Source organism: Nostoc sp. UHCC 0251 (assembly GCF_034932245.1).
GTDB lineage: Bacteria > Cyanobacteriota > Cyanobacteriia > Cyanobacteriales > Nostocaceae > Nostoc.
Genome location: NZ_JAYGHD010000287.1, coordinates 52,508 through 76,784, shown reverse-complemented (window position 1 = coordinate 76,784; position 24,277 = coordinate 52,508). Strand labels below are relative to the sequence as shown.

At 42.6% G+C, this 24,277-nt stretch carries 17 protein-coding genes; 14 read left to right on the top strand and 3 right to left on the bottom strand.

The window, feature by feature from the left end:
- Positions 1–39 precede the first annotated feature (39 nt).
- From VB740_RS19040 to VB740_RS19020, 5 genes are all read left to right on the top strand, one after another.
- A complete protein-coding gene (locus VB740_RS19040; protein ID WP_323201500.1) occupies positions 40–432 on the top strand; it encodes a hypothetical protein in 393 nt (130 codons plus the stop codon).
- Complete coding sequence (locus VB740_RS19035) at positions 429–968, top strand: hypothetical protein (protein ID WP_323201499.1); 540 nt, start codon at positions 429–431, stop codon at positions 966–968. Before VB740_RS19040 ends, VB740_RS19035 begins: the two co-directional genes overlap by 4 nt.
- Positions 969–1,034: 66 nt before the next feature.
- Positions 1,035–2,486: a Ni/Fe hydrogenase subunit alpha gene (locus tag VB740_RS19030; RefSeq protein ID WP_323201498.1), complete on the top strand. Its 1,452-nt coding sequence runs from the start codon at positions 1,035–1,037 to the stop codon at positions 2,484–2,486.
- A gap of 349 nt (positions 2,487–2,835) precedes the next feature.
- On the top strand, positions 2,836–6,066 hold the full coding sequence (gene nifJ / locus VB740_RS19025) for a pyruvate:ferredoxin (flavodoxin) oxidoreductase (protein ID WP_323201497.1): 3,231 nt from the start codon (positions 2,836–2,838) through the stop codon (positions 6,064–6,066).
- Between the two features lie 204 nt (positions 6,067–6,270).
- Positions 6,271–6,408 (top strand): hypothetical protein, encoded by a 138-nt coding sequence (locus VB740_RS19020; protein ID WP_323201512.1) that lies wholly within the window; start codon positions 6,271–6,273, stop codon positions 6,406–6,408.
- 163 nt (positions 6,409–6,571) lie between these two features.
- On the opposite strand, the gene VB740_RS19015 is transcribed toward VB740_RS19020, so the two are convergent.
- Positions 6,572–7,759: an MFS transporter gene (locus VB740_RS19015; protein ID WP_323201496.1), complete on the bottom strand. Its 1,188-nt coding sequence runs from the start codon at positions 7,757–7,759 to the stop codon at positions 6,572–6,574.
- Between the two features lie 355 nt (positions 7,760–8,114).
- Between VB740_RS19015 and VB740_RS19010 the strand changes: the two genes are divergently transcribed.
- Positions 8,115–9,749: an alpha-D-glucose phosphate-specific phosphoglucomutase gene (locus tag VB740_RS19010; protein ID WP_323201495.1), complete on the top strand. Its 1,635-nt coding sequence runs from the start codon at positions 8,115–8,117 to the stop codon at positions 9,747–9,749.
- A gap of 90 nt (positions 9,750–9,839) precedes the next feature.
- Here VB740_RS19010 and VB740_RS19005 read toward each other — a convergent pair whose 3' ends face one another.
- Positions 9,840–10,469, bottom strand: coding sequence for a TetR/AcrR family transcriptional regulator (locus VB740_RS19005; RefSeq protein ID WP_323201494.1), 630 nt, complete (start codon positions 10,467–10,469; stop codon positions 9,840–9,842).
- Between the two features lie 122 nt (positions 10,470–10,591).
- Between VB740_RS19005 and VB740_RS19000 the strand changes: the two genes are divergently transcribed.
- The 4 genes from VB740_RS19000 (at position 10,592) to VB740_RS18985 (ending at position 16,474) form a co-directional block, all read left to right on the top strand.
- Positions 10,592–11,959: an HlyD family secretion protein gene (locus VB740_RS19000; RefSeq protein ID WP_323201493.1), complete on the top strand. Its 1,368-nt coding sequence runs from the start codon at positions 10,592–10,594 to the stop codon at positions 11,957–11,959.
- 173 nt (positions 11,960–12,132) lie between these two features.
- On the top strand, positions 12,133–14,106 hold the full coding sequence (locus VB740_RS18995) for an ATP-binding cassette domain-containing protein (RefSeq protein ID WP_323201492.1): 1,974 nt from the start codon (positions 12,133–12,135) through the stop codon (positions 14,104–14,106).
- Between the two features lie 92 nt (positions 14,107–14,198).
- Positions 14,199–15,305: an ABC transporter permease gene (locus tag VB740_RS18990; protein WP_323201491.1), complete on the top strand. Its 1,107-nt coding sequence runs from the start codon at positions 14,199–14,201 to the stop codon at positions 15,303–15,305.
- Positions 15,306–15,352: 47 nt separating this feature from the next.
- The gene (locus VB740_RS18985) at positions 15,353–16,474 is read left to right on the top strand and encodes an ABC transporter permease (RefSeq protein ID WP_323201490.1); all 1,122 of its coding nucleotides are present in this window, start codon (positions 15,353–15,355) and stop codon (positions 16,472–16,474) included.
- 93 nt (positions 16,475–16,567) lie between these two features.
- Here VB740_RS18985 and VB740_RS18980 read toward each other — a convergent pair whose 3' ends face one another.
- Positions 16,568–17,968, bottom strand: a complete 1,401-nt coding sequence (locus tag VB740_RS18980) for an AAA-like domain-containing protein (RefSeq protein ID WP_323201489.1) — start codon at positions 17,966–17,968, stop codon at positions 16,568–16,570.
- 183 nt (positions 17,969–18,151) lie between these two features.
- On the opposite strand from VB740_RS18980, the gene VB740_RS18975 reads away from it, so the two are divergent.
- The 4 genes from VB740_RS18975 (at position 18,152) to VB740_RS18960 (ending at position 23,886) form a co-directional block, all read left to right on the top strand.
- Positions 18,152–21,694 carry an AAA-like domain-containing protein gene (locus VB740_RS18975; RefSeq protein WP_323201488.1) on the top strand — a complete coding sequence of 1,181 codons (3,543 nt, stop codon included), beginning with the start codon at positions 18,152–18,154 and terminating at the stop codon, positions 21,692–21,694.
- A gap of 242 nt (positions 21,695–21,936) precedes the next feature.
- A complete protein-coding gene (locus tag VB740_RS18970; RefSeq protein ID WP_323201487.1) occupies positions 21,937–22,116 on the top strand; it encodes a hypothetical protein in 180 nt (59 codons plus the stop codon).
- 119 nt (positions 22,117–22,235) lie between these two features.
- On the top strand, positions 22,236–22,409 hold the full coding sequence (locus VB740_RS18965; protein WP_323201486.1) for a hypothetical protein: 174 nt from the start codon (positions 22,236–22,238) through the stop codon (positions 22,407–22,409).
- 307 nt (positions 22,410–22,716) lie between these two features.
- A complete protein-coding gene (locus VB740_RS18960; RefSeq protein ID WP_323201485.1) occupies positions 22,717–23,886 on the top strand; it encodes a calcium-binding protein in 1,170 nt (389 codons plus the stop codon).
- Positions 23,887–24,277: the final 391 nt, after the last annotated feature.

Genomic DNA, 24,277 nt, shown 5'->3' with positions numbered 1-24,277 from the left:
TGTTCACTTAAATAGAGAGCAATTGCAGGGAAAAATACAATGATGGCGAAAGATTTAAGAGATTCAAACAAGCCAATAATTTCACCTGAGAAATTGGCAATTTTCCAGTTAGTAGATGGGAAAATTGGCGAAATCTCATTAGTTAAGGGAACGCTATATGTTCATTTTCAGACTGATGATGAAAAAGATTTGACGCTTGTATTTACAAACGTAGCTGGAGTTGAGATGTTCAATATCCAGAATGCCGAACTTAGTAAATGGACAGTTAGCTTAAACGATCCTTTCATTGAACGAGCTAGGAAACTTTCAGAAAAACATACTGAAGAGCTTGTGTGCTATGCCTTTTGGTCGCCTTGGTTAGAAGAGCCACTAATGCGTATTTTAGCTAGCGATTTTGAGATCAAAACCTCAGTTGGTGAGGTGAACCGATGAATATAATTAAAAGATTGCACATGCCATCTATAACAAGAATCTTATTTCTCTTATTCTTACTCTTGTTAGCAATGCTGTTAGCTATCTTTCCTGTATGGTCTGGTATTAGTGTTAGCCCACAGCCAACAGTTACTAGTGCTGATAGCGAAAACTTGTACTTGGCAGGCGATAACATCATTGTCAAAGCTAGTGAAGTTATCAACGATGATGTCTATTTAACAGGCGATCGCATCACTATCGATGGTACTGTCAAAGGTGATGCTGTGCTTGCTGGCAGACAAATAATTAGTTTGCTGATTTTCGCTAGTTATGTGCCGCAGATCCATCCTCAGTTTCTTGGGTGGACGATGGCTGTTGCACAAAATCAGACCAGATCAATCATCAAAGCGTTATCTTTCCCTGATCGTCGGTTTAGTAGCATTAATTATTCTGACAAGCCTACCAGTGCTAGGCAACATTATCAGCTTGATCATCTTTTTCCTCGGCTTGGGTGCGTTCTGCTGGTGGTGGATAAAACGCGATCGCGCGACAGTTAAGCAACTCCAAATCGCCTAGTACCGCAAGGCGGAAGTCAAAAGTCAAAAGTCAAAAAAGAGAGGCTTATGTCTCAAAAAATTATTATCGATCCAGTTACCCGCATTGAAGGACACGCCAAAATCTCTATTTACTTGGATGATAACGGACAAGTCAGCGATGCTCGATTTCATGTCACAGAATTTCGTGGTTTTGAGAAGTTTTGTGAAGGTCGTCCGCTTTGGGAAATGCCAGGAATTACGGCGCGAATTTGTGGAATTTGTCCAGTGAGTCATTTGTTAGCTTCTGCCAAAGCAGGCGATCGCATCCTGGCGGTTACAATTCCCAAAGCTGCTGAAAAACTGCGCCGTTTAATGAATTTGGGACAAATTATTCAATCCCACGCCCTGAGTTTCTTCCACCTCAGCGCCCCAGATTTATTATTAGGAATGGATAGCAATCCTCAAAAACGCAATGTATTTGGTTTAATTGCAGCCGAACCAGAACTAGCGCGTGGCGGAATTCGCTTACGTCAATTTGGACAAGAAATTATCGAACAATTGGGAGGACGTAAAATACATCCATCATGGGCAATTCCTGGTGGTGTCCGCGAACCTTTATCAATAGAAGGGCGCACACATATTCAGAACCGCATCCCAGAAGCACGCACGATAATATTAGATGCACTCGGTAGATTTAAACGCTTACTCAACGATTATCAAAAAGAAGTACAAACCTTCGGGAATTTTCCTAGCTTATTTATGGGGTTAGTTACTCCCGATGGTTTGTGGGAACATTACGACGGACATATTCGTTTTGTAGATAGCGCCGGGAATATCATTGCTGATAAACTCGATCCAACTAATTATCAAGAATTTATCGGTGAAGCGGTTCAACCAGATTCTTATTTAAAGTCTCCCTACTATCGTCCTTTGGGTTATCCTGACCAGAGCGACTATTGTAGTCTCGATAGTGGTATTTACCGAGTAGGGCCTTTAGCCCGTTTGAATATTTGCAGTCATATTGGCACACCTTTAGCTGATGCAGAATTGCGAGAGTTTAGACACAGAGGTAAAGGAACTGTTACATCATCATTTTTCTATCATTACGCCCGATTAATTGAAATTTTAGCTTGCATTGAACGCATAGAAATTATCATAGATGACTCAGATTTAATGTCTACCAAATTGCGGGCTGATGCTGGGATTAATCAATTAGAAGCAGTTGGTTGTAGTGAAGCGCCACGCGGTACATTATTTCACCATTACCAAGTTGATGAAAATGGGTTACTTCAAAAAGTAAATTTAATAATTGCCACAGGTCAGAATAATTTAGCGATGAATCGCACAGTAGCTCAAATTGCCCGACATTTTATTCACGGTTCCGAAATTCCCGAAGGGATGTTGAATCGAGTTGAGGCAGGAATTCGAGCTTTCGATCCTTGTTTGAGTTGTTCAACTCATGCGGCAGGCCAAATGCCTTTGCATATTCAATTAGTTGATGTTGATGGAAGTGTTGTTAATGAAGTTTGGCGGGAGTAACAACAAAGAGTTTCTGACGCTATTATGCAACGCCTATTTTTTAACTTGCTTTTGAGTAAACGGTGTAAGGATTCAGGTTGGGGCAGAACAAATGCATCTTCAAGTCAGTAGATTGTGGTTTTTGAGTTGTCCTTGTCGAAGACAATAACTCTACTACATCAGTTCTCTATCTCTTCATCCTCTTTTTTTGGCGAAGGTATTGTTAAATAAATATTTTAATAACAAGGCGCTCAACCAGTTCCCAATCCCTTTTGCTTCTTCACAAGTTTCTCAACTTCTTATCCTAAAGTCAAAAGTAGGTTCAGCTTAGTCATTACTAGCCCTTAGAGACTTTCACAGGTGCAAGAAGATGAAGAACAAAACATTTGCAACCATAGACGGCAATGAGGCTGTTGCCCAAGTTGTCTATCGACTCAATGAGGTCATTGCGATTTATCCCATTACTCCTTCTTCACCGATGGCTGAGTGGACAGATGCTTGGGCTAGTGAAGGCAAACGCAACATTTGGGGTACTGTTCCCTCAGTGGTACAGATGCAGAGTGAAGGAGGTGTGGCTGGTGCTGTACATGGTGCTTTGCAAACTGGTTCACTGACAACCACATTTACAGCATCGCAGGGATTATTGTTGATGATTCCCAACATGTACAAGATTGCTGGAGAATTAACACCTACAGTATTTCATATTGCCGCGCGATCGCTAGCCGCGCAAGCTCTCTCCATTTTTGGCGACCACAGCGATGTCATGGCAGCGCGTGGCACTGGTTTTGCTATGTTATGTGCCGCATCAGTGCAAGAAGCACAAGACTTTGCTTTGATAGCAACACGAGCAACTCTAGAATCACGGATACCCTTTCTGCACTTTTTTGATGGCTTTCGTACCTCCCACGAAATTAACAAAGTAGAAACTTTAACAGAAGATGACTTGCGAGAATTCATTCCTGATGAATTAGTATTTGCCCATCGGTCACGCGCCCTCACTCCCGATAAACCAGTTTTGCGCGGTACAACACAAAACCCTGATGTTTACTTCCAAGCCAGGGAAACTGTCAATCCTTACTATCTAGCTTGTGCAGACATCACCCAGAAAGTCATGGATGAATTTGCCCGCTACGGTTTATCTTCCAAAGAATTCACACCAGCGATGATTAAAGCCGTCTTTGATAACCTGGCTACGGCTGAACCAAAAAATCATTTTACTATCGGAATTAACGATGATGTCACCCACACCAGCTTGAATTATGACCCCGACTTTAGCATTGAAGCAGACAACATAATAAGAGCGATTTTTTATGGTTTGGGTGCTGATGGTACAGTCGGTGCTAATAAAAACTCAATCAAAATTATTGGAGAAGAAACAAACAATTACGCTCAAGGCTATTTTGTTTACGATTCCAAGAAATCAGGTTCGGTCACAGTTTCTCATCTGCGCTTTGGTTCACAACCGGTTCTCTCGACCTATTTAATCAGTAAAGCTAACTTTGTTGCCTGTCATCAATGGGAATTTATTGAAAAATTTCCTATATTGAAAGACATCATACCAGATGGTACATTTTTGGTAAATTCTCCTTATGAAAAGGATGAAGTTTGGGATCATCTGCCGCCATCAGTACAAGAGCAAATTATCGAAAAGCATCTGAAATTTTATGTAATTAATGCTTATAAAGTCGCCCGTCAAGCAGGCATGGCTGGCAGAATTAACACAGTCATGCAGGTTTGTTTCTTCGTCTTATCGAATGTACTACCACGAGAAGAAGCAATCGCCTACATCAAAAACTCCATCCGCAAGACTTACAGCAAGAAGGGCGACGAAATTGTACAGATGAACATCAAAGCGGTGGATACTACATTGGATAATTTGTCTGAGGTAGAGAATAGGGAATTGGGAATAGGGAATGGGAAAGAAAAACAATCCTCAATTCCTGATGCTGCACCTGCTTTTGTCCGTGATGTTTTAAGCAAAATGATTGCCCGTCAAGGAGATGAACTGCCAGTTAGTGCTTTACCAGCAGACGGTACTTATCCCACAGGTACAGCAAAATGGGAAAAGCGTAACATTGCCCAAGAAATACCCGTTTGGGATACAGATGTCTGCATTCAGTGTGGTAAGTGCGTGATGGTGTGCCCTCACAGTGTCATCCGCAGTAAGGTTTACGAACCGCAGCAGTTAGAAAATGCACCATCGACATTTAAGAGTGCCAATGCCAAAGACCACGATTGGCCAGGTTTGAAATATACTATCCAAGTGGCAGCAGAAGATTGTACTGGTTGCGGTATTTGCGTAGATGTTTGTCCGGCAAAGAATAAATCAGAACTACGGCGCAAAGCCATTAACATGGAACCGCAAAGACCATTACGGGAACAAGAACGGGAAAATTGGGATTTCTTTTTGAATATTCCCAATCCAGATAGAAGCCATCTGAAGCTGACTCATATTAACCAGCAGCAAATGCAGGAGCCATTGTTTGAGTTTTCTGGGGCTTGCGCTGGGTGTGGTGAAACACCTTATATTAAATTAGCAACACAGTTGTTTGGCGATCGCATGATTGTTGCCAACGCCACTGGTTGTTCTTCTATTTATGGCGGTAATTTACCCACTACCCCTTGGACGCACAATACCGAAGGACGCGGCCCGGCTTGGTCAAACTCATTATTTGAAGATAACGCTGAATTTGGACTTGGTTTTCGGATTTCGATTGATAAACAAACAGAATTTGCCAATGAATTACTCAAACAACTGGGAACAGATGTGGATGAAGAACTGGTAAATAGTATCCTCAATGCCGAACAAAAAGATGAAGCTGATATTTGGGAACAACGAGAAAGAGTAGCGCTGTTAAAACAGAAGTTAGATCAAATCTTGACTGCCGAAATAGTTCCGAATCTAAAATCCAAAATCCAAAATCTAAAATCCCTAGCTGATTACTTAGTGAAAAAGAGTGTCTGGATTATCGGTGGTGATGGCTGGGGTTATGATATCGGCTTTGGTGGACTAGATCACGTCTTAGCGAGTGGACGCAACGTTAATATTCTCATTCTTGATACTGAAGTTTATTCCAATACGGGTGGACAAATGTCCAAAGCCACGCCTAAAGCAGCTGTTGCAAAATTTGCGGCTGGGGGTAAATCTGCACCTAAAAAAGATTTGGGTTTAATGGCGATGACTTACGGCAATGTCTATATTGCCAGCGTCGCAATGGGCGCACGAGATGAACACACTCTCAAAGCTTTCCTAGAAGCTGAGGCTTATCAGGGACCATCGTTAATTATTGCCTACAGCCATTGCATCGCCCACGGTATCAACATGAGTACGGCAATGCAGAATCAAAAAGCTGCTGTCGATTCAGGTCAATGGTTACTGTATCGGTTTAATCCAGACCGCATTAAGCAAGGAGAAAACCCACTACAACTGGATTCGCGCACACCAAAGTTACCACTAGAGCAATATATGTATCTAGAAAACCGCTTCAAAATGTTGACTAAGAGTAACGAAGAAGCAGCACGGCAGTTACTTAAAGAAGCTCAAGCAGATGTGCAAACCCGTTGGCAAATGTATCAATATTTGGCAGCACGGCAACCATAGAACGCTTACTCAACACAGGCTAATACCAATTTACAATTCGCAATTCGCAATTCGCAATGACGCTCGCGGACTCGCTACCGCTGCGCTAACGCAATTAAAAAACTTAGATATAGCAAAGCTTTCAGGGTTTAAATCTGTTTCATTATTTTAGTGAATTGGTATAACGCCCTACTACGCTAACAGTACTTTGTTATTGAGGTTGTTATGAATTTAACTACAACTTATATGGGAATGAAATTGCGATCGCCTCTTGTTCCCTCTGCATCACCTCTCTCTGAGGATATTGACATCACACGTCTTAGTACCTCCTGCAATGGAGGCTATTCTGGCTTCATTAGATAATTGTGTGCAAGGATTTTTAGCCAATCACTGCATGAATACCTTACCTCGTATTTCTTGGAGCAGAGGGGCAGAGGGGAAAGAACAAGGCACATTGAACTCTCCCCTGCTCCCCTGCTCCCCTGCACAAGCGCAGGGGAGCAGGGGTGTGGTGAGAAATCCGGGCTTACTTGCCTCTTACCGAATGTTGCACTAGCCAGCAATGTAAGCCCACCATTAAAATTGTCAATGGCAGCATCAAGATTGGAATAATTTCTAAACTTGTCCAACTTGCAATCCAGCCTGCTCCAGTGGGTATAATTGCTGCTCCAAAACTGGCGATGCTGGTGGCGAAGCTAACAGCCGCAGGAACAAGGGCATCTGGTAATCGTTGAGGTATTAACCAGATGGTGGCGGGAAAGATTGCTGCCAATGCAAAGCCAATTAGCGGTAAGCTAATCCATTGATCTGGCAGTTGCCACCAAGCAAGCAATCCAATTATTAGAAGACTCAGCGACATACTGATCGTGCGGACTGGGCCAAGCCATTGCAAGAAATAACCTAAGATGAAACGTCCCAATGTTAATCCTAGCCAGTAGGCACTAACGCTGTAACCAGCAATCAATTCGGGAGTTTGGCGAGCGACGGATTGCACAGTGTATGCCCAGTTGCCGATGCAAGCTTCTATACCAACATAAACCATCAGGAGTAATCCAGTTAGGACTACTACTGGATTTTGGAGCGATCGCCCCAAATTTTCTAATGCAGTTGTATTTGATGTCGATACCCGTAGCGTCATTGGTGTATAGCGGGAAATCATCACACCCAGGACACTTACAATCAATAGGCTGACGATGCCGGCTAATACCCAATAAACCTGTCGCCAGTTCATGCCAAGTGATAGCAAAGTAGTGGCAATTGTGGGCCCAGATAATGCGCCAATGCCATAGAAAGCATGGAGTAAACCAATCATATTTGCACTGCGGGAATCTTGCACAATGTAGGTATTAATCCCTGCATCAATCAGCCCAATACCCAATCCCAGCACTGACCCGGCAGCAACCATAAACAACCAGTAAGGTGAGGTGGCGTAAATTATCAGCGCCATTGTCAGCACAACCGCAGCAATCAATAGCATTCGCGCTAACCCCAGACGGCTACTCACCAGGCTGCTGGTGAATGCTGCCAGAATGTAGCCGCTAATTTGACTCACAAACAGCAGGGTAACGGTGGCTGGAGTCAAGTTATAGGTGGACACTATGGAGGGCAGCAGAACGCCTAATCCGCCTTCAGCAATGCCAATGGCAATAAAGGCATAGAAAGCGATCGCCACCCCAATCCACAGAGGCGGTAAGGTACGTTGATTGTATCCCATCAGATAGAATGCTCTTGCTCCAGACGATTTGGTTGCTTAGATTTACTCAACTGACTCTAAAGTGTTGGCAAGTTCTACATTTAACTATTGGGAATCGGAGAACAGGGGGTTGGTAGTCGATCTGACTTTTCACGTTATGTGGAAAAGTCCACCAAAAACCTAACCCCCTAACCCCCTTCCCGACACGGGAAGGGGGAAAATTCAAAGTCTCTCTCCTTTTAGGAGAGAAATAGAAGTGAGGTTTTCCAGATGCCGCTGAATTGTCAGGGTAGTCGATGGGTACATAATAAGCAATTTTTTTTGTCACGAACTTATGCAAAGCTGTAAAAGAAAAATGCTTTGTTAAACATTATCTATGAACATCCATAAAGTCTCTACTACTCCCTTCCCCGACCAAAAGCCCGGTACTTCTGGGCTACGGAAATCAGTTAAGGTTTTTCAGCAGCCCCACTACCTGGAAAATTTTATCCAATCCATCTTCGATTCTGTGGGGGACTTGCACTTTCAAACCTTAGTCTTGGGTGGTGATGGCCGTTATTACAATCGCCAAGCCATTCAAATCATTTTGAAAATGGCTGCGGCCAATGGCATTGGGCGGATTAAAGTTGGTCAACGGGGGATTTTGTCTACTCCTGCAACTTCCACTATTATTCGCAAGTATCAGGCTATTGGTGGCATCATCTTGTCTGCTAGCCATAATCCGGGTGGGCCAAATGGTGACTTTGGTGTGAAATATAACATTAGCAACGGTGGCCCAGCACCAGAAAAGGTGACAGAGGCTATGTACGATCGCAGTAAAGTCATTGATAGCTACCAAATTCTGGAAGCACCAGATGTAGATTTAGAAACTTTAGGTGAGTCACGTTTGGGAGAGACGGTAGTTGAGGTCATTGACTCTGTACAAGATTATCAAGAGTTAATGGAGTCCTTGTTTGATTTTGAACGGATTCGCCAACTGTTGAGCAGAGGAAATTTTCGGTTCAGCATTGATGCCTTACACGCGGTAGCTGGCCCCTATGCCCATGCCATTTTCGAGCAACGTTTGGGCGCACCAGTGGGAACTGTGCGTAATGGTACACCGCTAGAAGACTTTGGCGGCGGACATCCTGATCCAAATCTGGTTTATGCCCATGAGTTGGTGGATATTTTGTACGCGGAGGATGCGCCAGATTTTGGGGCAGCTTTTGACGGAGATGGCGATCGCAATATGATCTTAGGGCGTAAGTTCTTTGTCACCCCTAGCGATAGCCTGGCAGTTTTAGCCGCAAACGCCAAGCTAGTCCCTGGTTATAGTGCAGGTTTAGCCGGGGTAGCGCGATCCATGCCTACTAGCCAAGCAGTAGATCGAGTAGCGGCTCAGATCGGGATTGAATCCTATGAAACACCCACTGGCTGGAAGTTTTTCGGCAATCTCTTAGACGCGGGTAAAGCTACTCTCTGCGGTGAAGAAAGTTTTGGTACCAGTTCTAACCATATCCGCGAAAAAGATGGGCTATGGGCTGTGCTGTTTTGGCTGAATATCCTAGCAGTCCGGCAACAATCTGTTGAGCAGATTGTCCGGGAACACTGGCAGACTTATGGACGCAATTATTACTCTCGCCATGACTATGAAGAGATACAGACAGGGCCCGCCAACGCTTTAATAGAAAGACTACGTTCTTTATTGCCAACTCTCAAAGGCAAGCAATTCGGTAACTATCAAGTTGAATACAGTGATGACTTTAGTTATAACGATCCTGTTGATGGTAGCATTAGCGATCAACAAGGTGTTCGCATTGGCTTTACCGATGGTTCTCGAATTGTGGTGCGACTTTCTGGTACGGGGACTCAAGGTGCAACCTTAAGGGTTTATCTAGAAAGCTACGAGCCAGATCCCACCAAACATGACCTTGATCCACAGGTTGCACTTGCTTCTTTAATCACTATTGTCCAGGAAATAGCCCAGATCCGCGAACTGACAGGACGGGAACAGCCAACTGTGATCACCTAGTACCACAAGGCGGCAGAATTAGACATCTCCGAAAATGGATGTAGAGACGTAGCAGTGCTACGTCTCTACAAGGTTTCTGGATAAGGCATATTATTTTTTTAATCCCTGGCTCATAACCACGTTTATTAAGCTATCTAGTAAGCGATCGCGTGATAAAGAAGTAAGTTCTTTGCCATGTAAAATTTCCTCTATAATCACGTAGGATACTAGCGAACCTAAAAAAATATGAGCCATTGACTCTGGATCGCTAATTGCTAGTTCTGGATGAGATGCAAAATAGTAACTTAGTATTTGCCGACCTCGTTGCACAACGGTTTGGTTATAAAGTTTTGCTAGTTCGGGAAAGTTTTGTGACTCGGTGATTATCAAACGCAACAATGCCAAATAATCGGGATTATCAGCAACCTTGGTTAAATAAAATTCGGCAACTTGACGCAACAAAATTGCTGGTTCCCCCTGCAATTTTTCTATACTAAAAATGCTTTGAAAACAAGCAACCGTTAACCGTTCTATCAACGCTTTAAACAGTCCTTCTTTATCTTGAAAGTGACTGTATATGGTTTGCTTTGATACTCCAGCTGCCGCGCTAACACGATCCATACTTGTTCTAGCGTAACCCTCCTTCAAAAATACCTGTATAGCTCCTTGCAAGATTTGCTCCTGCTTTGGAGTGATCTCAGGTAAAGGATTTTCTAGTTGGAAAGCAGGGTTTATAGACATGAATGGTAAATTTTTTTGTGTATATCTTGCCATATCATACTAGACAGTCTAGTATGATGACAAGGAATTCAAAATTTTCAATTCTCTTATAGAAAATATTTTGCACAATCCAGGCTGCTACTATGACTCAGACTATCCCGACAACCCCGGAAAATCTTAAAGATGCCCCAGTATCGAAGCAGCAACGTCGCAAAAAACCGATTTTTTTACTGATAGGGCTGCTGGTGGTAAGTGGCATTGGCTATGCGGTGTGGCGCTCTCAACCGCAAGTATCAGCAAATGTATTGCAAGTTAGCGGACGGATTGAGGGTTATGAAACCGAGATTGGGATCAAGCGTTCTGGAAGAATTGAGTCAATTGCCGTGCGGGAAGGGGCAGCAGTTAAAAAGGGGCAAGAGTTAATTAAGTTAGACGACACAGACGATCAATTGCTGCAACAACAACTACTTGGTACACAAGCAAGAGTGACATCTGCTAAGTATGATGAACAGCAGGCAATTTCAGATGTCGAGCGAGTCACCAGAGAAATTCAGGAAATTAACAGCCAAATTAACGAAGCCAAACTGAATTTGCAACAGTCTCAAGGGGATACCCAAGGAAGAATTGAGCAGGCACGAGCAAATGTAGCAGCAGCTAGAGCCACATTGGTGCAAGCACAAGCGCAAGTTAAACAGGCAGCAGCAGAAGTTAATTTAGCAAAAATCAACCGCGATCGCTATGCTCAATTAGTCAAAGAAGGGGCGATCAATCAACAACAATTCGATCAAGCACAAACTACTTTAGATACTGCGATCGCAACCTTAGAAGCACGACAGGCAGCAGTTAATGCCGAACGCCAACAATTAAAGGCTACATCAGGGGCGTTAACTCAAGTTGAAACTACAGGTTTCAATCCTGATATTCGCAACGCCCAGTTAACAGCATTAATTAGAAAGCAGCAGCAAAGTTATGCTCAACTTAAATCTGCACAAGCGAAAGTCAATTCTGCCCGTGCCAAAGTCAAAGATGCCCAAGCATCAAATCAGCAAATCCTCACCCAGATTGCAGACTCCAAAAAAGATTTAAATGTAGTTAGTCCCTTAGATGGAGTAGTGACAGCCCGGAGTGTCGAACCAGGGGCAATAGTTAGCAGCCAGACTAATATTTTGACAATTGTTGACCCCAAAACATTGTATTTTAGAGGTTTTATTCCCGAAGGTGATATTGGCAGAGTGCGTCTAGGACAAACAACGAAAATCTTCATTGATTCTGCCCCAGACAAACCATTAGAAGGTAAAGTAATTGCGATCGATCCGCAAGCTTCATTTACACCAGAAAATATTTACTTTCAAAAAGATAGAGTTAGACAAGTAGTAGGAATTAGGATCAAAGTTCAAAACCCTGATGGCTGCTTTAACCCCGAAAATCCTTATACTGGCTCAGATTTGCCCTGCGCCAAAATGGGGATGCCAGCAGATGCCGAAATTAGTTTGAAGGCAGGGGGCAGGTAAGAGGGCAGGGGGAGCAGGGGAGGCAGGGGAGGCAGGGGGGGAAATATTTATTTAGCACTTTTAAGATAGTTCCGATTAAAAAATTTCATTGCCAACCATGAAAAAGGTATCTTCGTGTACACTCCATTCTCTGAGACCATTACACCACTTTTCAAGCTAGGAGGTAGAAGGGAATGAAACAGCAAATTACTACTTTCTCTGCAAACTTACCGCCATCATCTGGTTTGCCAACCACAGCAATTAAAGTTCGCGCTTTGCACAAGCATTATGGAAACTTAGCTGCTGTGCGGGGAATTGATTTCAGCGTCCACAAAGGCGAAATGTTTGGATTGATTGGCCCTGACGGTGCGGGGAAAACTAGCACCTTTCACATTTTGGGCGGTGTGATGGAAGCAACGGCGGGGGAGGTGCAAATATTTAATCAGCCGGCACGAGATGCCCGATTAATGACAGGTTATTTAACACAACAGTTTTCGCTGTATTTGGATTTGAGTATTGATGAAAACTTGTGTTATGCAGCAGGGTTGCGGCAAGTAGCAGATGATTTATTAAGGGAACGCCGCCATAAATATTTAAAATTAATGAATTTGGAGCGATTTAGCGATCGCTTAGTGGGACAACTTTCTGGTGGGATGAAACAAAAGCTGGCGCTGTGTTGTGCTTTGGTTTCTCAACCAGAAGTATTGTTACTAGATGAACCTACCACGGGTGTTGATCCAGTTTCCCGGCGGGAGTTTTGGGATGTGCTAGGGGAATTGTCAGCCGAGGGAATGACAATTGTAGTTGCGACACCATACTTAGACGAAGCTGAACGCTGTCACCGCGTAGCTTTGATGTACAGTGGGCAAATTCATGAAATTGGCACACCCAAAGAATTACGGGCTAACTTAGGCTTGCATCGCTTGGAAGTACGAACAGCAAATCTGCAAGCGACAGAAGAAATACTCTCCCAGACTACCCAAACAAATATAGTAGATGTGCAAACTTTTGGCGATCGCTTGGATGTCCTCGTTGAAGATATAAATTCCGGCGAAACCCAAGTCCGGGAACTATTGCAGCAACATCAGTTACCTTCTCCCATTACCCTGCATGGCGAACCCACATTAGAAAACGTCTTTGTCACCCGCTTGCGACAACAAGGTTCCGTGCCGCAGTTTTTTCCATTTCCTCGTTCTCGCAAAAGAGGACAGAGGAATGAGGACAAGGGGACAAATTTAGCGTCTTCACTGGCTATATATGCTCACAATCTCAGCCGGATCTTTGGCAAGTTCCAAGCTGTTAAAGATGTCAACGTAGAAGTCCGCTATGGCGAAATCTTTGGATTGTTAGGTGCTAACGGTGCTGGAAAAACCACCACCATTAAGATGCTGTGTGGATTACTCGAAGCAAGTGGCGGTGAAATTTCCTTGGGTGGGGAAACAGGAAATCTGCGTAGTGCAGACTTACGGCGACGCATTGGTTACATGAGTCAAAAATTCACCCTTTACGATGATTTAACTATTCTGCAAAACCTCGAATTTTATAGCGGAGTTTACGGCGTACCTCGCAAACTCCGACGGGAAAAAATTGATTGGGTAATTGCTACCTGTGGCTTAGAAGGACAAGCAAATATGATTACAGGGCAGCTACCCGGCGGTTGGAAACAGCGAGTTGCTTTCGGTGCTTGCGTGATGCATGAACCAGATATTTTATTTTTAGACGAACCAACATCTGGGGTAGATCCGTTAGCGCGTCGCCAGTTTTGGAAGCTGATTAATGACTTTGCCCGCAACGGTACAGCCATTTTAGTAACAACACACTATCTAGAAGAAGCTGAACAGTGCAACCGCATAAGTTTTATGGTTGCAGGAGAAACCGTCGCCGAAGGTTCACCCAGTTCTGTCAAAGCCTCGCAACCGGGACAATTAATAGAAATTATTGTTAATCAAAACCAAGTAGCTTCTAAGGTACTAAAACAACACTTCGAGTCTTGGCGCGTCTCGATTTTCGCTGACAGCTTACACGTTGTTCTCGATCATCCTGAACAGGAAATAAATCAACTAACTCAACTTTTAAAATCTCATCAAATTACCATCAATTCTTTACGCCCAATTCCTTTTTCTTTAGAAGATGCTTTTATCGGTGTAGTACAGCGATCGCAAGGATAAAAAAGGAGTATTAATTTTAGATTTTGGATTTTAGATTGAATTACAATCCAAAATTTAATTGCTAAATTCCCAGTCCCCAGTACCCAATATATATGAAACGAATTATTGCTCAATGTGTAAAAGAAATAGCCCAATTCCGCCGCGATCGCTTGACGTTGGCCTTAGCCTTTTTATTGCCATTCATCACCTTAATAATTTTTGGCTTTGCCATTAGATTAGAAAGTAAGGATATTCCCTTAATTGTCCAAGATTTCAACCGCACCAACCTAAGTAGCAGCTATATTGAAAGACTGTATGCCACCAATCAATTTGTGCCCAAACAATGGTCTGGTGGCAATCCTACACGCGATGCTATAGATAAAGGAATTGCTAAAGCCGCAGTAATTATTCCACCAGAATTTAGCCGTGATATTCAAGCAGGTAGAAGTACAAAGGTACAAGTATTAATCGATGCAACTGATGTTAACAATGCCCGTGTAATTAGAAATAGTATTCAGAGAGTGACAAACTTCTTCATGCAAGAACATGGACTGTTACCTGCTACTAGTATTATTACACCACGAATGCGTCTATGGTTTAATCCTGGTAGATTAGAATCTCTGTATATTGTGCCAGGAGTGTACGGAGTTGTACTGTGGATTTTTCCTTCATTGCTCTCTGCGATCGCAATGGTACGGGAAAAAGAAAAAGGGACAATTTTACAAGTTTATGCTTCTAGTATTAGTGCCACAGAACTATTACTTGGTAAAGGATTAGCATACCTATTAATTGCGATCCTCGAAACATTAATAGTTATGGTATTAGGCTCAATTATTTTCCAAGTTGGCATAGTTGGCAACCCCATAACATTAGTAGTTGGCACTTTACTGTTTTTGACAGATAGCGTTCTTTTCGGGTTACTTTTAGGAGTTCGCAGCAGTAACCAAAACGCTGCCGTACAAGGCGTTGCCCTCGTAGGATTTATCACATCCTTATTACTCTCAGGTTTTATTTATCCCCTCAACAATATTCCTTTCCCCTTATCACTAGCACCTAACGTAATTCCGGCGCGTTATTACATTAATATCACTCGTGACGCCTTCGTGCGTGGTACAGGATTTACCGGAGTTTGGTTTGATTTACTCATGCTTGCAGCTTTAGGATTAGTATTTTTTAACGTATCAAGCAGAGTTTTAAGCCGAATGCAATTACCAAACTAATTTTTCTGTGTTATCTGCATCTCTGCCGTTTAATAAAAAGTGATTTTATGAAACTTATTCAGCGATTATTTGATAGCCCATTTTGGGCATTAGTGCGGAAAGAAATTAATCAAATCCTCCGCAATAAGCAACTAATTTTTTTGCTAGTTATTCCGCCAACAGTCCAATTATTGCTGTATGGCTTTATCCTCAATCCTGATGTTCATAACTTACGATTAGGCGTGATTGATTATGCCAACATCAACGCTAGTCGAGAATTAGTTTCAGCCATGACATCAAATGAAATTTTTACTTTAAAATCTGTACCAAACAGTGAAAAACTATTAAGCCGTCAAGTAGAAGAAGGAAAGTTAGATGTCGGAGTAATAATTCCTCCCGATTTCCCTCGTCAACTGGCACAAAAATCAGCAGAAATTCAAGTATTTATTGATGCAGTAAATGCCAATACAGCCGGGATTGCAGGAAATTATATGAATCAAATTATCCAACAATATAATCTGCAATTAACCCCAGGTAAAAAAAGTCTTCCAGTTTCACCACAAGTTGTATTTCTTTACAATCCCGGACTTACGAGTAGTTGGTTTTTTGTACCAGGAGTTATGGGCTTAGTTTTAACATTAATTGGGACATTAGTATCAGCAATTACTGTTGTCCGGGAAAAAGATACGGGCACTTTAGAACAATTACTAATGACTCCGGCTGCTAACTGGCAAATATTACTATCGAAAATTGTTCCTTTAACATTTTTATTAATCGGAGATGTTTTATTAGCTATCTCTTTAGCAACAGTAGTATTTCATGTACCATTTCGAGGTAGTTTCCTGCTATTTTTCGCCCTATCAAGTATGTATGTATTTGTCGGGATTAGCCTGGGTATTATGTTGGCAACTGTGAATAGTTCTCAACAGCAAGTAGTCCTGACATCTTTCTTTATTAATTTACCAATGGTACAAACCTCTGGAGCGATCGCACCCATTGAAGCTATGCCTCCTTTGTTCCAAGCCCTATCCCTACTGAATCCCCTGCGCCATTACATTGCGATCGTTCGAGGTATTTTGCTCAAAGGTGTTGGCTTAGATGTACTGTGGATGAATGTTTTGGCTTTAGTTGCCTTTGCTGTTGTTTTATTAACTATTAGTATTAGTAAGTTTCGCAGTCAGTTAAGCTAAAAGTCATGTCCTTAAAATTGCTTTTATATTGTCACTGTTATAGATACTATCCCCTCTAGTGAAAAATTCTAACCGAACAGTATTGCCTTGAGCCTAGATTGCCTTTGGTGACTCTAACCCTAGTCGCGCAGAGAAATACTGGCGGTATAATTGGCAGCGAGGCTCGACTTCATTGCCAGACAGTTGCACCAATCCCATACTCTGTAACTTATAGGCAGATAAAGGTTCTAATTGCACACGGCTAGGGGAAGTGATAACTTTTTGAAATGCGATCGCTAAAACTGGATGGTCTTGTAAATTTAACCAAAATTCCCGCAAGTGGTTACTATAAATACCGGCCTCTGTAGTTGCTGCTGCTAAAAGGTCTTCTCTGGTAACATCGGGATGACTTTTGAGATAAATGAACGCTTGCTTTAAAAGGTAAGGATGCCCTCCCACTAAACTCATTAATAGCTCGACCCAGGTGGATTCGTTTTCTAGCCCATATTGTTGAGCCAGGTCTTGTGCTTGTTCGTGGGTAAATTCTGATAGTTCAATTAGCAAGCCAACATTAAAGGGAGATTGATTAATATTGAGCCGGATATAAACGTCAGTGGAATGGGCAAGAACTAAGCGCAGTTTCTTCCAGTTTTGCCGACTTCTTGCCTTCTCATACCAAGACCGCAATAGCCCAAAAAAGTCCTCATAAATTTCCGGATAGGGAAACAGTAAATCAACATTATCTAAACAGAGAACGAGAGGCCTGTCTGCTTGAGCTAAGAGATATTCTTCAAAATAGCTGGTACAACTAACTTTACTGCCCATTCCAGCCTCATCCCAATAGTCTTCTAACTGATTTGGTACGCCTAATTCTCGACTGAGGTTAATCCCAAACCAGCGCAAGAATTTATCAAGATTACTAAAATGGGTTTTGCGATCGGCAAGTTCCAAACTTAGACTCACGGTCTGATAGTTGTGAGCAGCAACTTGAGTTAATACTCGGTTAATCAAGGAGGTTTTTCCCATCAAGTTGGGGGCTTTAATCCGAATCAGAGAACCAGGTTGCAAAAGAGTTTCATAACAAATAGATTCAATTGGAGGTCGTTCAATATAGTAATCGGGAATTAACGCATCTAGGGTGGTATCGTTAATCTTTGTTTGGAGAAATGTTGGAACTATTTCTGGTGAGTATTCGCTATCACTCAAAGTTTGATCGATTTTTTCGCTTTCAGAGATAAGCTGTTGTTCATAATAACGTTTTAGTGCTTCTTTTAAATTACCTTTTTTCACCTTTTCTCCCAATGCTTTTGAGAGGATCTTCCACAGTTTGGGTGCAACATCTTGGCTAATATAACTGGTTGCATATTGATGTTTGGCTGCCATTTGATCGTATTCTTCTCGATCCCATGCTCCTTGAATGACAATAATTTCTACATCATTCAAATTCCTTTTTGTTTGTAATAAAAAGGCTTGATTGGCAATTTTAATAGCTGTTTGAAAGTCAAAGTTTTTCATATTAAAACTTAATATTAAATATTTTTTTAGAAAAGAATAAAAAACTCTATAACCCTTAAAATTTAATTTTACCTGACTTGATATTAAATTTACTTTAAATGAGCATTTCGAGTTCTAATATGGTAAAATTCTCAACTTAGTATGGAGTTGGTAGGTTGCTCACAACCTCCAAAAGAATGCCTTATGTTTATTAAGGAGGGTCTACTCTATCAAGTCGGGGGAAGTTTACCGGCTGATGCACCTACATATATCCAGCGACAAGCCGATGCATCTTTATATGAAAACTTAAAGATGGGACAATTCTGTTATGTTCTCAACTCCCGGCAAATGGGCAAATCTAGCTTGCGGGTACGCATCATGCAGCGATTACAAGCTGAAGGATTTGCTTGCGCCGATATTGATTTAACAGAAATTGGTAGCCAGAATATTACCCCAGAACAATGGTATCTCGGATTTATCAAAAGTCTGACCAGTTGTTTTTCAGTTTCTTTGTCACAACGGGGCAAATTATCGGCGTGGTGGCATCAAGAAGACTGTTTATCACCTCTGCAACGATTGAGTGGTTTTATTGAAGAAATTTTGTTAAAAGAAATTGAGCAAAATATTGTTATCTTTATCGATGAAATTGATAGCGTTATTAGCCTCAACTTTCCAGCCGATGATTTCTTTGCCTTCATCCGTGCCTGTTACAATCGACGTGCCGATCGTCTGGTTTATAATCGTCTAACCTTTGTATTATTGGGAGTTGCAACGCCTGGGGATCTGATTGCAGATAAGAGCCGCACTCCGTTTAATATTGGTCATGGGATTCAGCTAGAGGGGTTTAAGTGGTCAGAAATTACCCCCTTAGTTCAAGGATTAGCCAACAAGATAGAGAATCCGCAGACGGTGATGAAAGAAATTGTGGAATGGACAGGGGGACAGCCCTTTCTCACACAAAAGTTATGTCGACTGATTTTGGTTTCTCCCGTTTACCTTCACGCAGGCAGTGAAGCCGAGTTGATTGGGCAAATCGTGCGATCGCATATCATTGACAATTGGGAATATCAAGACAATCCAGAACATCTCAGAACCATCCGCGATCGCCTACTTAGCAATGAGCAGCGTGCTAGTCGTCTACTGGGACTATATCAACAAATATTACAGCAGGAAGTTGCCGCCGATGACAGTTCTGAACAGATAGAATTGCGGCTGACAGGGTTGGTAGTCAAGCAACAAGGCATTCTCAAAGTTTATAACCAGATTTATCGGATTGTTTTTGATCGTGATTGGGTAGAACAGCAATTAGCTTCTCTGCGTCCCTACTCCGAAGGACTTACTGCTTGGTTAGAGTCAAATTACCAAGATGAATCACGTCTGCTGCGGGGACAAGCATTGCAAGAAGCGCAAAGCTGGTCAGTGGGTAAAAGTTTAAGTGATTTGGATTATCAATTTTTGGCAAAGAGCGAAGATTGCGATCGCCAAGAAGTGCAACAAGCCCTAGAAGCAGCAAGACTCACGGAAGTGGAAGCTCGTTTGAGTGCTGAGAAAAAAACGGCTAAACTCCAGCGATTTCTGCTAGGGGCAGTCAGTATTGCCCTAGTAGTGTCCTCCGGCTTAGGCGTGACAGCTTTCTTGCAGTATCGCAAAGCACTTAAAAGTGAGATTGGGGCGATCGCTCAATCCTCAGAAGCTCTCTTTGTTTCCAATCAACGTTTAGATGCACTGGTAGAAGCTATTAAGGCGAAGCAAAAACTGCTTTCATTTGGTAAAGCAGATGCAAATTTAACCGAACAGGTAGAAAAATCTTTACGGCAGGGAGTCTATGGGGCAGTTGAGTACAACCGCTTGTCAGGGCATAGTGTTGAGGTTTACGCCGTTGATTTCAGCCCGGATGGAAATTTAATTGCTTCGGGAGGTGGGGACAGTCTAGTTAAACTCTGGAAGTCCGATGGAACTTTACTGAAAAACCTCAAAGGGCATGAATCTGAGATTTACATCATTACTTTCAGCCCCGATGGTCAGATAATTGCCTCAGGAAGTTCAGACAACACCTTCAAACTCTGGAAGTCCGATGGAACTTTGCTGAAAACCTTCAAGGGACATAGCGCTGCCGTTTGGGGCATTTCTTTTAGCCGCGATAGTCGTTTAATTGCCTCGTCAAGTGCAGATGGAACGGTCAAAGTTTGGCAGAGAAACGGCACATTACTGCAAACTCTTAAAGGGCATCGCGGTAGCGTCGTCGCAGTTGCCATTAGCCCCGATAGCCGTTTTATTGCCTCCTCAAGTGTGGATGGAACAGTCAAACTTTGGCGGCGAAAAGGTGTAAACAGGTCTTATATAGCCGATAAAACCCTAACAGGGCATATCAGTGGCAGTACGATTTATGCTGTTGCTTTCAGTCCTGACAGCAGTTTAATTGCTTCAGCAGGACAAGACAAGACGATTAAACTCTGGAAACGAAATAGCGCGGGTGAGTTTGAGAGCCATCCCTACAAAAGCCTAGAGGGACACGGTGGCCCGATTTGGGGAATACATTTTAGCCCTGATGGGTCTTTTATTGCTTCAGGAAGTGTGGACAACACCACTAAACTCTGGAGTCCCGATGGGAGATTGCTAAAAACCCTAGAAGGGCATAGCTCTATAGTTTGGGGAGTTTCTATTGCTTCTGATAGTAATGCGATCGCTTCGGCGAGCTACGACAAAACTGTGAGACTTTATAAGAAGAATACCCCTTTGCTCCGCACCCTAACTCAAAAGACTGATTCATTTACAAGAGCCATTTTCAGCCCTGATGGGTCTTTAATTGTCTCAACGAGTGTGGATGGAACAGTTAAACTCTGGAAAACAGATGGTACATTGCTTCACACCTTAATAGGTCATCGTTCTGAGATTTGGGGAGTTGCCTTCAGCCACGACGGCAAAATTATTGCCTCAGCGAGTCTGGACAAAACGATCAAACTCTGGAATGCTTCAAACGGTAAGTTGCTTCATACCCTAACAGGTCATAGCGACGGAGTTTGGAGAGTCGCCTTCAGCCCCGACAGCAAGACTATTGCCTCATCAAGCGTGGACAAGACAGTTAAACTCTGGAATGTTGCTGACGGCAAGTTGCTTCGCACCTTCACGGGTCATAGAACTATGGTTTGGGGAGTTGCTTTCAGCCCTGACGGCAAAACTATTGCCTCGGCCAGCCAAAACAACACCATCAAACTCTGGAACGCTGCTGATGGCAAGTTAGTTCGTACCCTAACGCAGGGTTACGGAGATTGGGTTTGGGGAGTTGCCTTTAGCCCTGACGGCAAGACTATTGCTTCGGGGAGTGTCAACACTGTCACACTCTGGAACCCTGCTGATGGCAAGTTGCTTCGCTCGCTCAAAGGTCATAACGGTGCGGTATACGAAATTGCCTTCAGCCCCGACAGTAAAATGATTGCCACGGCAAGTCTCGACAAAACAGTTAAACTCTGGCAATTAGATGGTACATTGCTGCGTACCTTAAATCTTCATAGCTCTGGGGTTTCTGGGGTTGATTTTAGTCCCGATGGGAAAACACTTGCCTCGGCTTCTTTAGACAGGAGCATCATTCTTTGGAATTTGGAGCAGGTTCTCAATCTCGACTTATTGGCTTATGGTTGCAATTGGGTAGGCGATTATTTACGGACGAATGCTGGTGTGAAAGAGAGCGATCGCCATCTTTGCGATCGGATACACCTCGATCCAATCTCCAGACAAACACATAAATAAAGGCTGCCAGAGCTATTTATAAAATATTTGCGTATTTTATCCGTAGTATTTTTTGGGATTTTATTACGTAATTCTTCTGAGGCGATCGCTGTAATTACATAAATCTGAGGTAATACCCACCTGAATTTACCTGAATTTACCTGAATTCTATTTTTTTCTTATACTCCTGAATTTAACTCAACTATTTAATTGAATTATCCAAGATACTGACATCAGAAAGTTGTTTTTAGGAAATTGTAATCATGAAAAAAGATGCAGCAGCACTCTCCAACCCAAATTGGTCAACCTGGGGGAATTTATTGTCACAAGAGGAAGAAAATTGCATAAGAGGTGGAATTAAGAATATACAGTGGCTTGAGAATAGAGGAATAATCGTACACAGTATTGAAGGAGCAAGCCAGGAAAGGATAAAAGCTTTTTAAAATACACGTAAATCATAAGTGTGAATCATACCTCACTCATGAAACTTACGTTAAACGCTCTGTTAACGCTCTTTTATTACTCTAAAAAAATAAAATATTTGTAGGTTGGGTTGAACAAAGTGAAACCCAACAAAATCAAGGATTATTGGTGTTGGGTTCCGTTCTTCAAACGCCACTTGCAAGGCTCGTCGGGAAACCGCAAGGGCGCAGTGGCTCCCCAACCTACACCTGACATTATGAGCGGTCAAAGACAAGCTGAAACTTTAGCCAAAGCGCGTAGTTTACCGCCGTAGGCATCGCGTCTAGTTCTTCCTTAGACGAATTCCGAAATCTACAACAGACAAGCTTAAACCTAAGCTAAACAGCAGCGTAGTACAGGAAACAGCAAAGATATAACGCACAAACATTCAACATGACCGTTGGCACAATTTTAAGGTCAACATCATTGATGTATGCAGTGCTTCTCAAATCTTCAAACTTGACCGCAAAGACCTGCTCCAATCAGGTCTGGTTCAACTTTTTTTCATTTTTCCTTTTCGCTTTCTCACGAGAAAGCGATGAAGTAATTTATTTATCCTCTAATTTAAGGAGACGCTCACTATGGCAGTCATTAACGGTACAAATGGTGATGACACACTGGTTAGTATAATTGATATTCCTCGCCCACCTGGCCCATTTGGGCTTGATGTTGATTTTGCTGATGTCATCAATGGGCTGGACGGTAATGATAGTCTCACTGGTGGTAGCACCGATGATACGCTCAACGGGGGCACAGGTGATGACACGCTGAGAGGTCAAGATGGGAATGATAGCCTCGATGGGGGCAGATTTGGCGATGACAACTTGGATGGTGGAGATGGCAATGACATCCTTGACGGTAATGGATTTGGCTATAGCACCCTTAATGGTGGATCTGGCGATGACACCCTTTATAGTGGTGGAATTGGCAGGGACATCCTTAATGGTGGAGATGGCAATGACCTCCTCTATGGTGATGGACTTGCCATCGCTACCCTTAATGGTGGCGATGGCAATGACACTCTTGTTGGTTACGATGGCAATGACGCCCTTAATGGTGGCGATGGCAATGACTTTTACATTGTCGATACACTTTTTAACATAGTTATTGAATTGGCTGATGAAGGGATAGATACAGTAAAGTCTTTTGATAACCGCACACTAGGTGCAAATCAGGAGAACTTGGTCTTAGCTGGTAGAGGTACTATTAACGGCGTTGGTAACAACCTCAGCAACGTTATTACTGGTAACAATGCCACCAACATCCTCCAGGGAGCTGGTGGCAATGACACCCTCCAGGGAGCTGGTGGCAATGACACCCTCGATGGCGGCTCTGGTAATGACATCCTTTATGGTGATTCGATTCTTCTTTCCCCACCTCCAGGGACTTCAAATGGTATTGATGTCTTGACGGGAGGTATTGGAGCCGACCGATTTGTTTTAGGGGGCAGGGACAGTCTTTTTGCTGTTCGCTTATATGATGACCGTAATTCATTAACTAGTGGATTAAACGACTATGCCCTTATTACCGACTTCCAAAGAGGTGAAGACAAGATCGTCCTAGCTGGTTCAGCATCCAACTACGTTTTGCAGGATATTTCTCTTGGTTCTGTACAAGGTACAGGTATATTCTTCAAAGAATCTACTAATGAACTAATTGGTCTTGTACAAAATGTTTCTGCCAATATGTTGAGTTTGAGTAGCAGTAACTTTAACTTCGTATCCACAAATTTACCTCCTTTATCTTTATAGAATGGGTGCTACAAGAAAAAAGGGGACTTAATTAAAGAGTAGCAGTAACTCAACTTCGTAGCTTAAAGGCTAGGGCGAAAGGCTCAAAGAGGTATTTAGGTTAGTTTCTAAAGACGATCGCTGTAATTACCGAAAGAAGTTCTGACATAACACCCACCTGAATTTACCTGAATTCTCTTTCTTATACTCCTGAATTTAACTCAACTATTTAATTGAGTTATGCAACATACTGACATTATGAGCGGTCAAACACAAGCTGTAATTTCAGCCGAAGTGCGTAGTTTACTGCGTAGGCATCGCATTTAGTTCTTCCTTAGACGAATTCCGAAATCTACGACAGACAAGCTTAAACCTAAGCTAAACAGCAGCGTAGTACAGGAAACAGCAAAGA

Bases quoted from the DNA above. Each gene is read 5' to 3' on its own strand.
- VB740_RS19040 (WP_323201500.1), top strand. From the start codon at position 40: ATGATGGCGAAAGATTTAAGAGATTCAAACAAGCCAATAATTTCACCT.
- VB740_RS19035 (WP_323201499.1), top strand. From the start codon at position 429: ATGAATATAATTAAAAGATTGCACATGCCATCTATAACAAGAATCTTA.
- VB740_RS19030 (WP_323201498.1), top strand. From the start codon at position 1,035: ATGTCTCAAAAAATTATTATCGATCCAGTTACCCGCATTGAAGGACAC.
- nifJ (WP_323201497.1), top strand. From the start codon at position 2,836: ATGAAGAACAAAACATTTGCAACCATAGACGGCAATGAGGCTGTTGCC.
- VB740_RS19020 (WP_323201512.1), top strand. From the start codon at position 6,271: ATGAATTTAACTACAACTTATATGGGAATGAAATTGCGATCGCCTCTT.
- VB740_RS19015 (WP_323201496.1), bottom strand. From the start codon at position 7,759: ATGGGATACAATCAACGTACCTTACCGCCTCTGTGGATTGGGGTGGCG.
- VB740_RS19010 (WP_323201495.1), top strand. From the start codon at position 8,115: ATGAACATCCATAAAGTCTCTACTACTCCCTTCCCCGACCAAAAGCCC.
- VB740_RS19005 (WP_323201494.1), bottom strand. From the start codon at position 10,469: ATGTCTATAAACCCTGCTTTCCAACTAGAAAATCCTTTACCTGAGATC.
- VB740_RS19000 (WP_323201493.1), top strand. From the start codon at position 10,592: ATGACTCAGACTATCCCGACAACCCCGGAAAATCTTAAAGATGCCCCA.
- VB740_RS18995 (WP_323201492.1), top strand. From the start codon at position 12,133: ATGAAACAGCAAATTACTACTTTCTCTGCAAACTTACCGCCATCATCT.
- VB740_RS18990 (WP_323201491.1), top strand. From the start codon at position 14,199: ATGAAACGAATTATTGCTCAATGTGTAAAAGAAATAGCCCAATTCCGC.
- VB740_RS18985 (WP_323201490.1), top strand. From the start codon at position 15,353: ATGAAACTTATTCAGCGATTATTTGATAGCCCATTTTGGGCATTAGTG.
- VB740_RS18980 (WP_323201489.1), bottom strand. From the start codon at position 17,968: ATGAAAAACTTTGACTTTCAAACAGCTATTAAAATTGCCAATCAAGCC.
- VB740_RS18975 (WP_323201488.1), top strand. From the start codon at position 18,152: ATGTTTATTAAGGAGGGTCTACTCTATCAAGTCGGGGGAAGTTTACCG.
- VB740_RS18970 (WP_323201487.1), top strand. From the start codon at position 21,937: ATGAAAAAAGATGCAGCAGCACTCTCCAACCCAAATTGGTCAACCTGG.
- VB740_RS18960 (WP_323201485.1), top strand. From the start codon at position 22,717: ATGGCAGTCATTAACGGTACAAATGGTGATGACACACTGGTTAGTATA.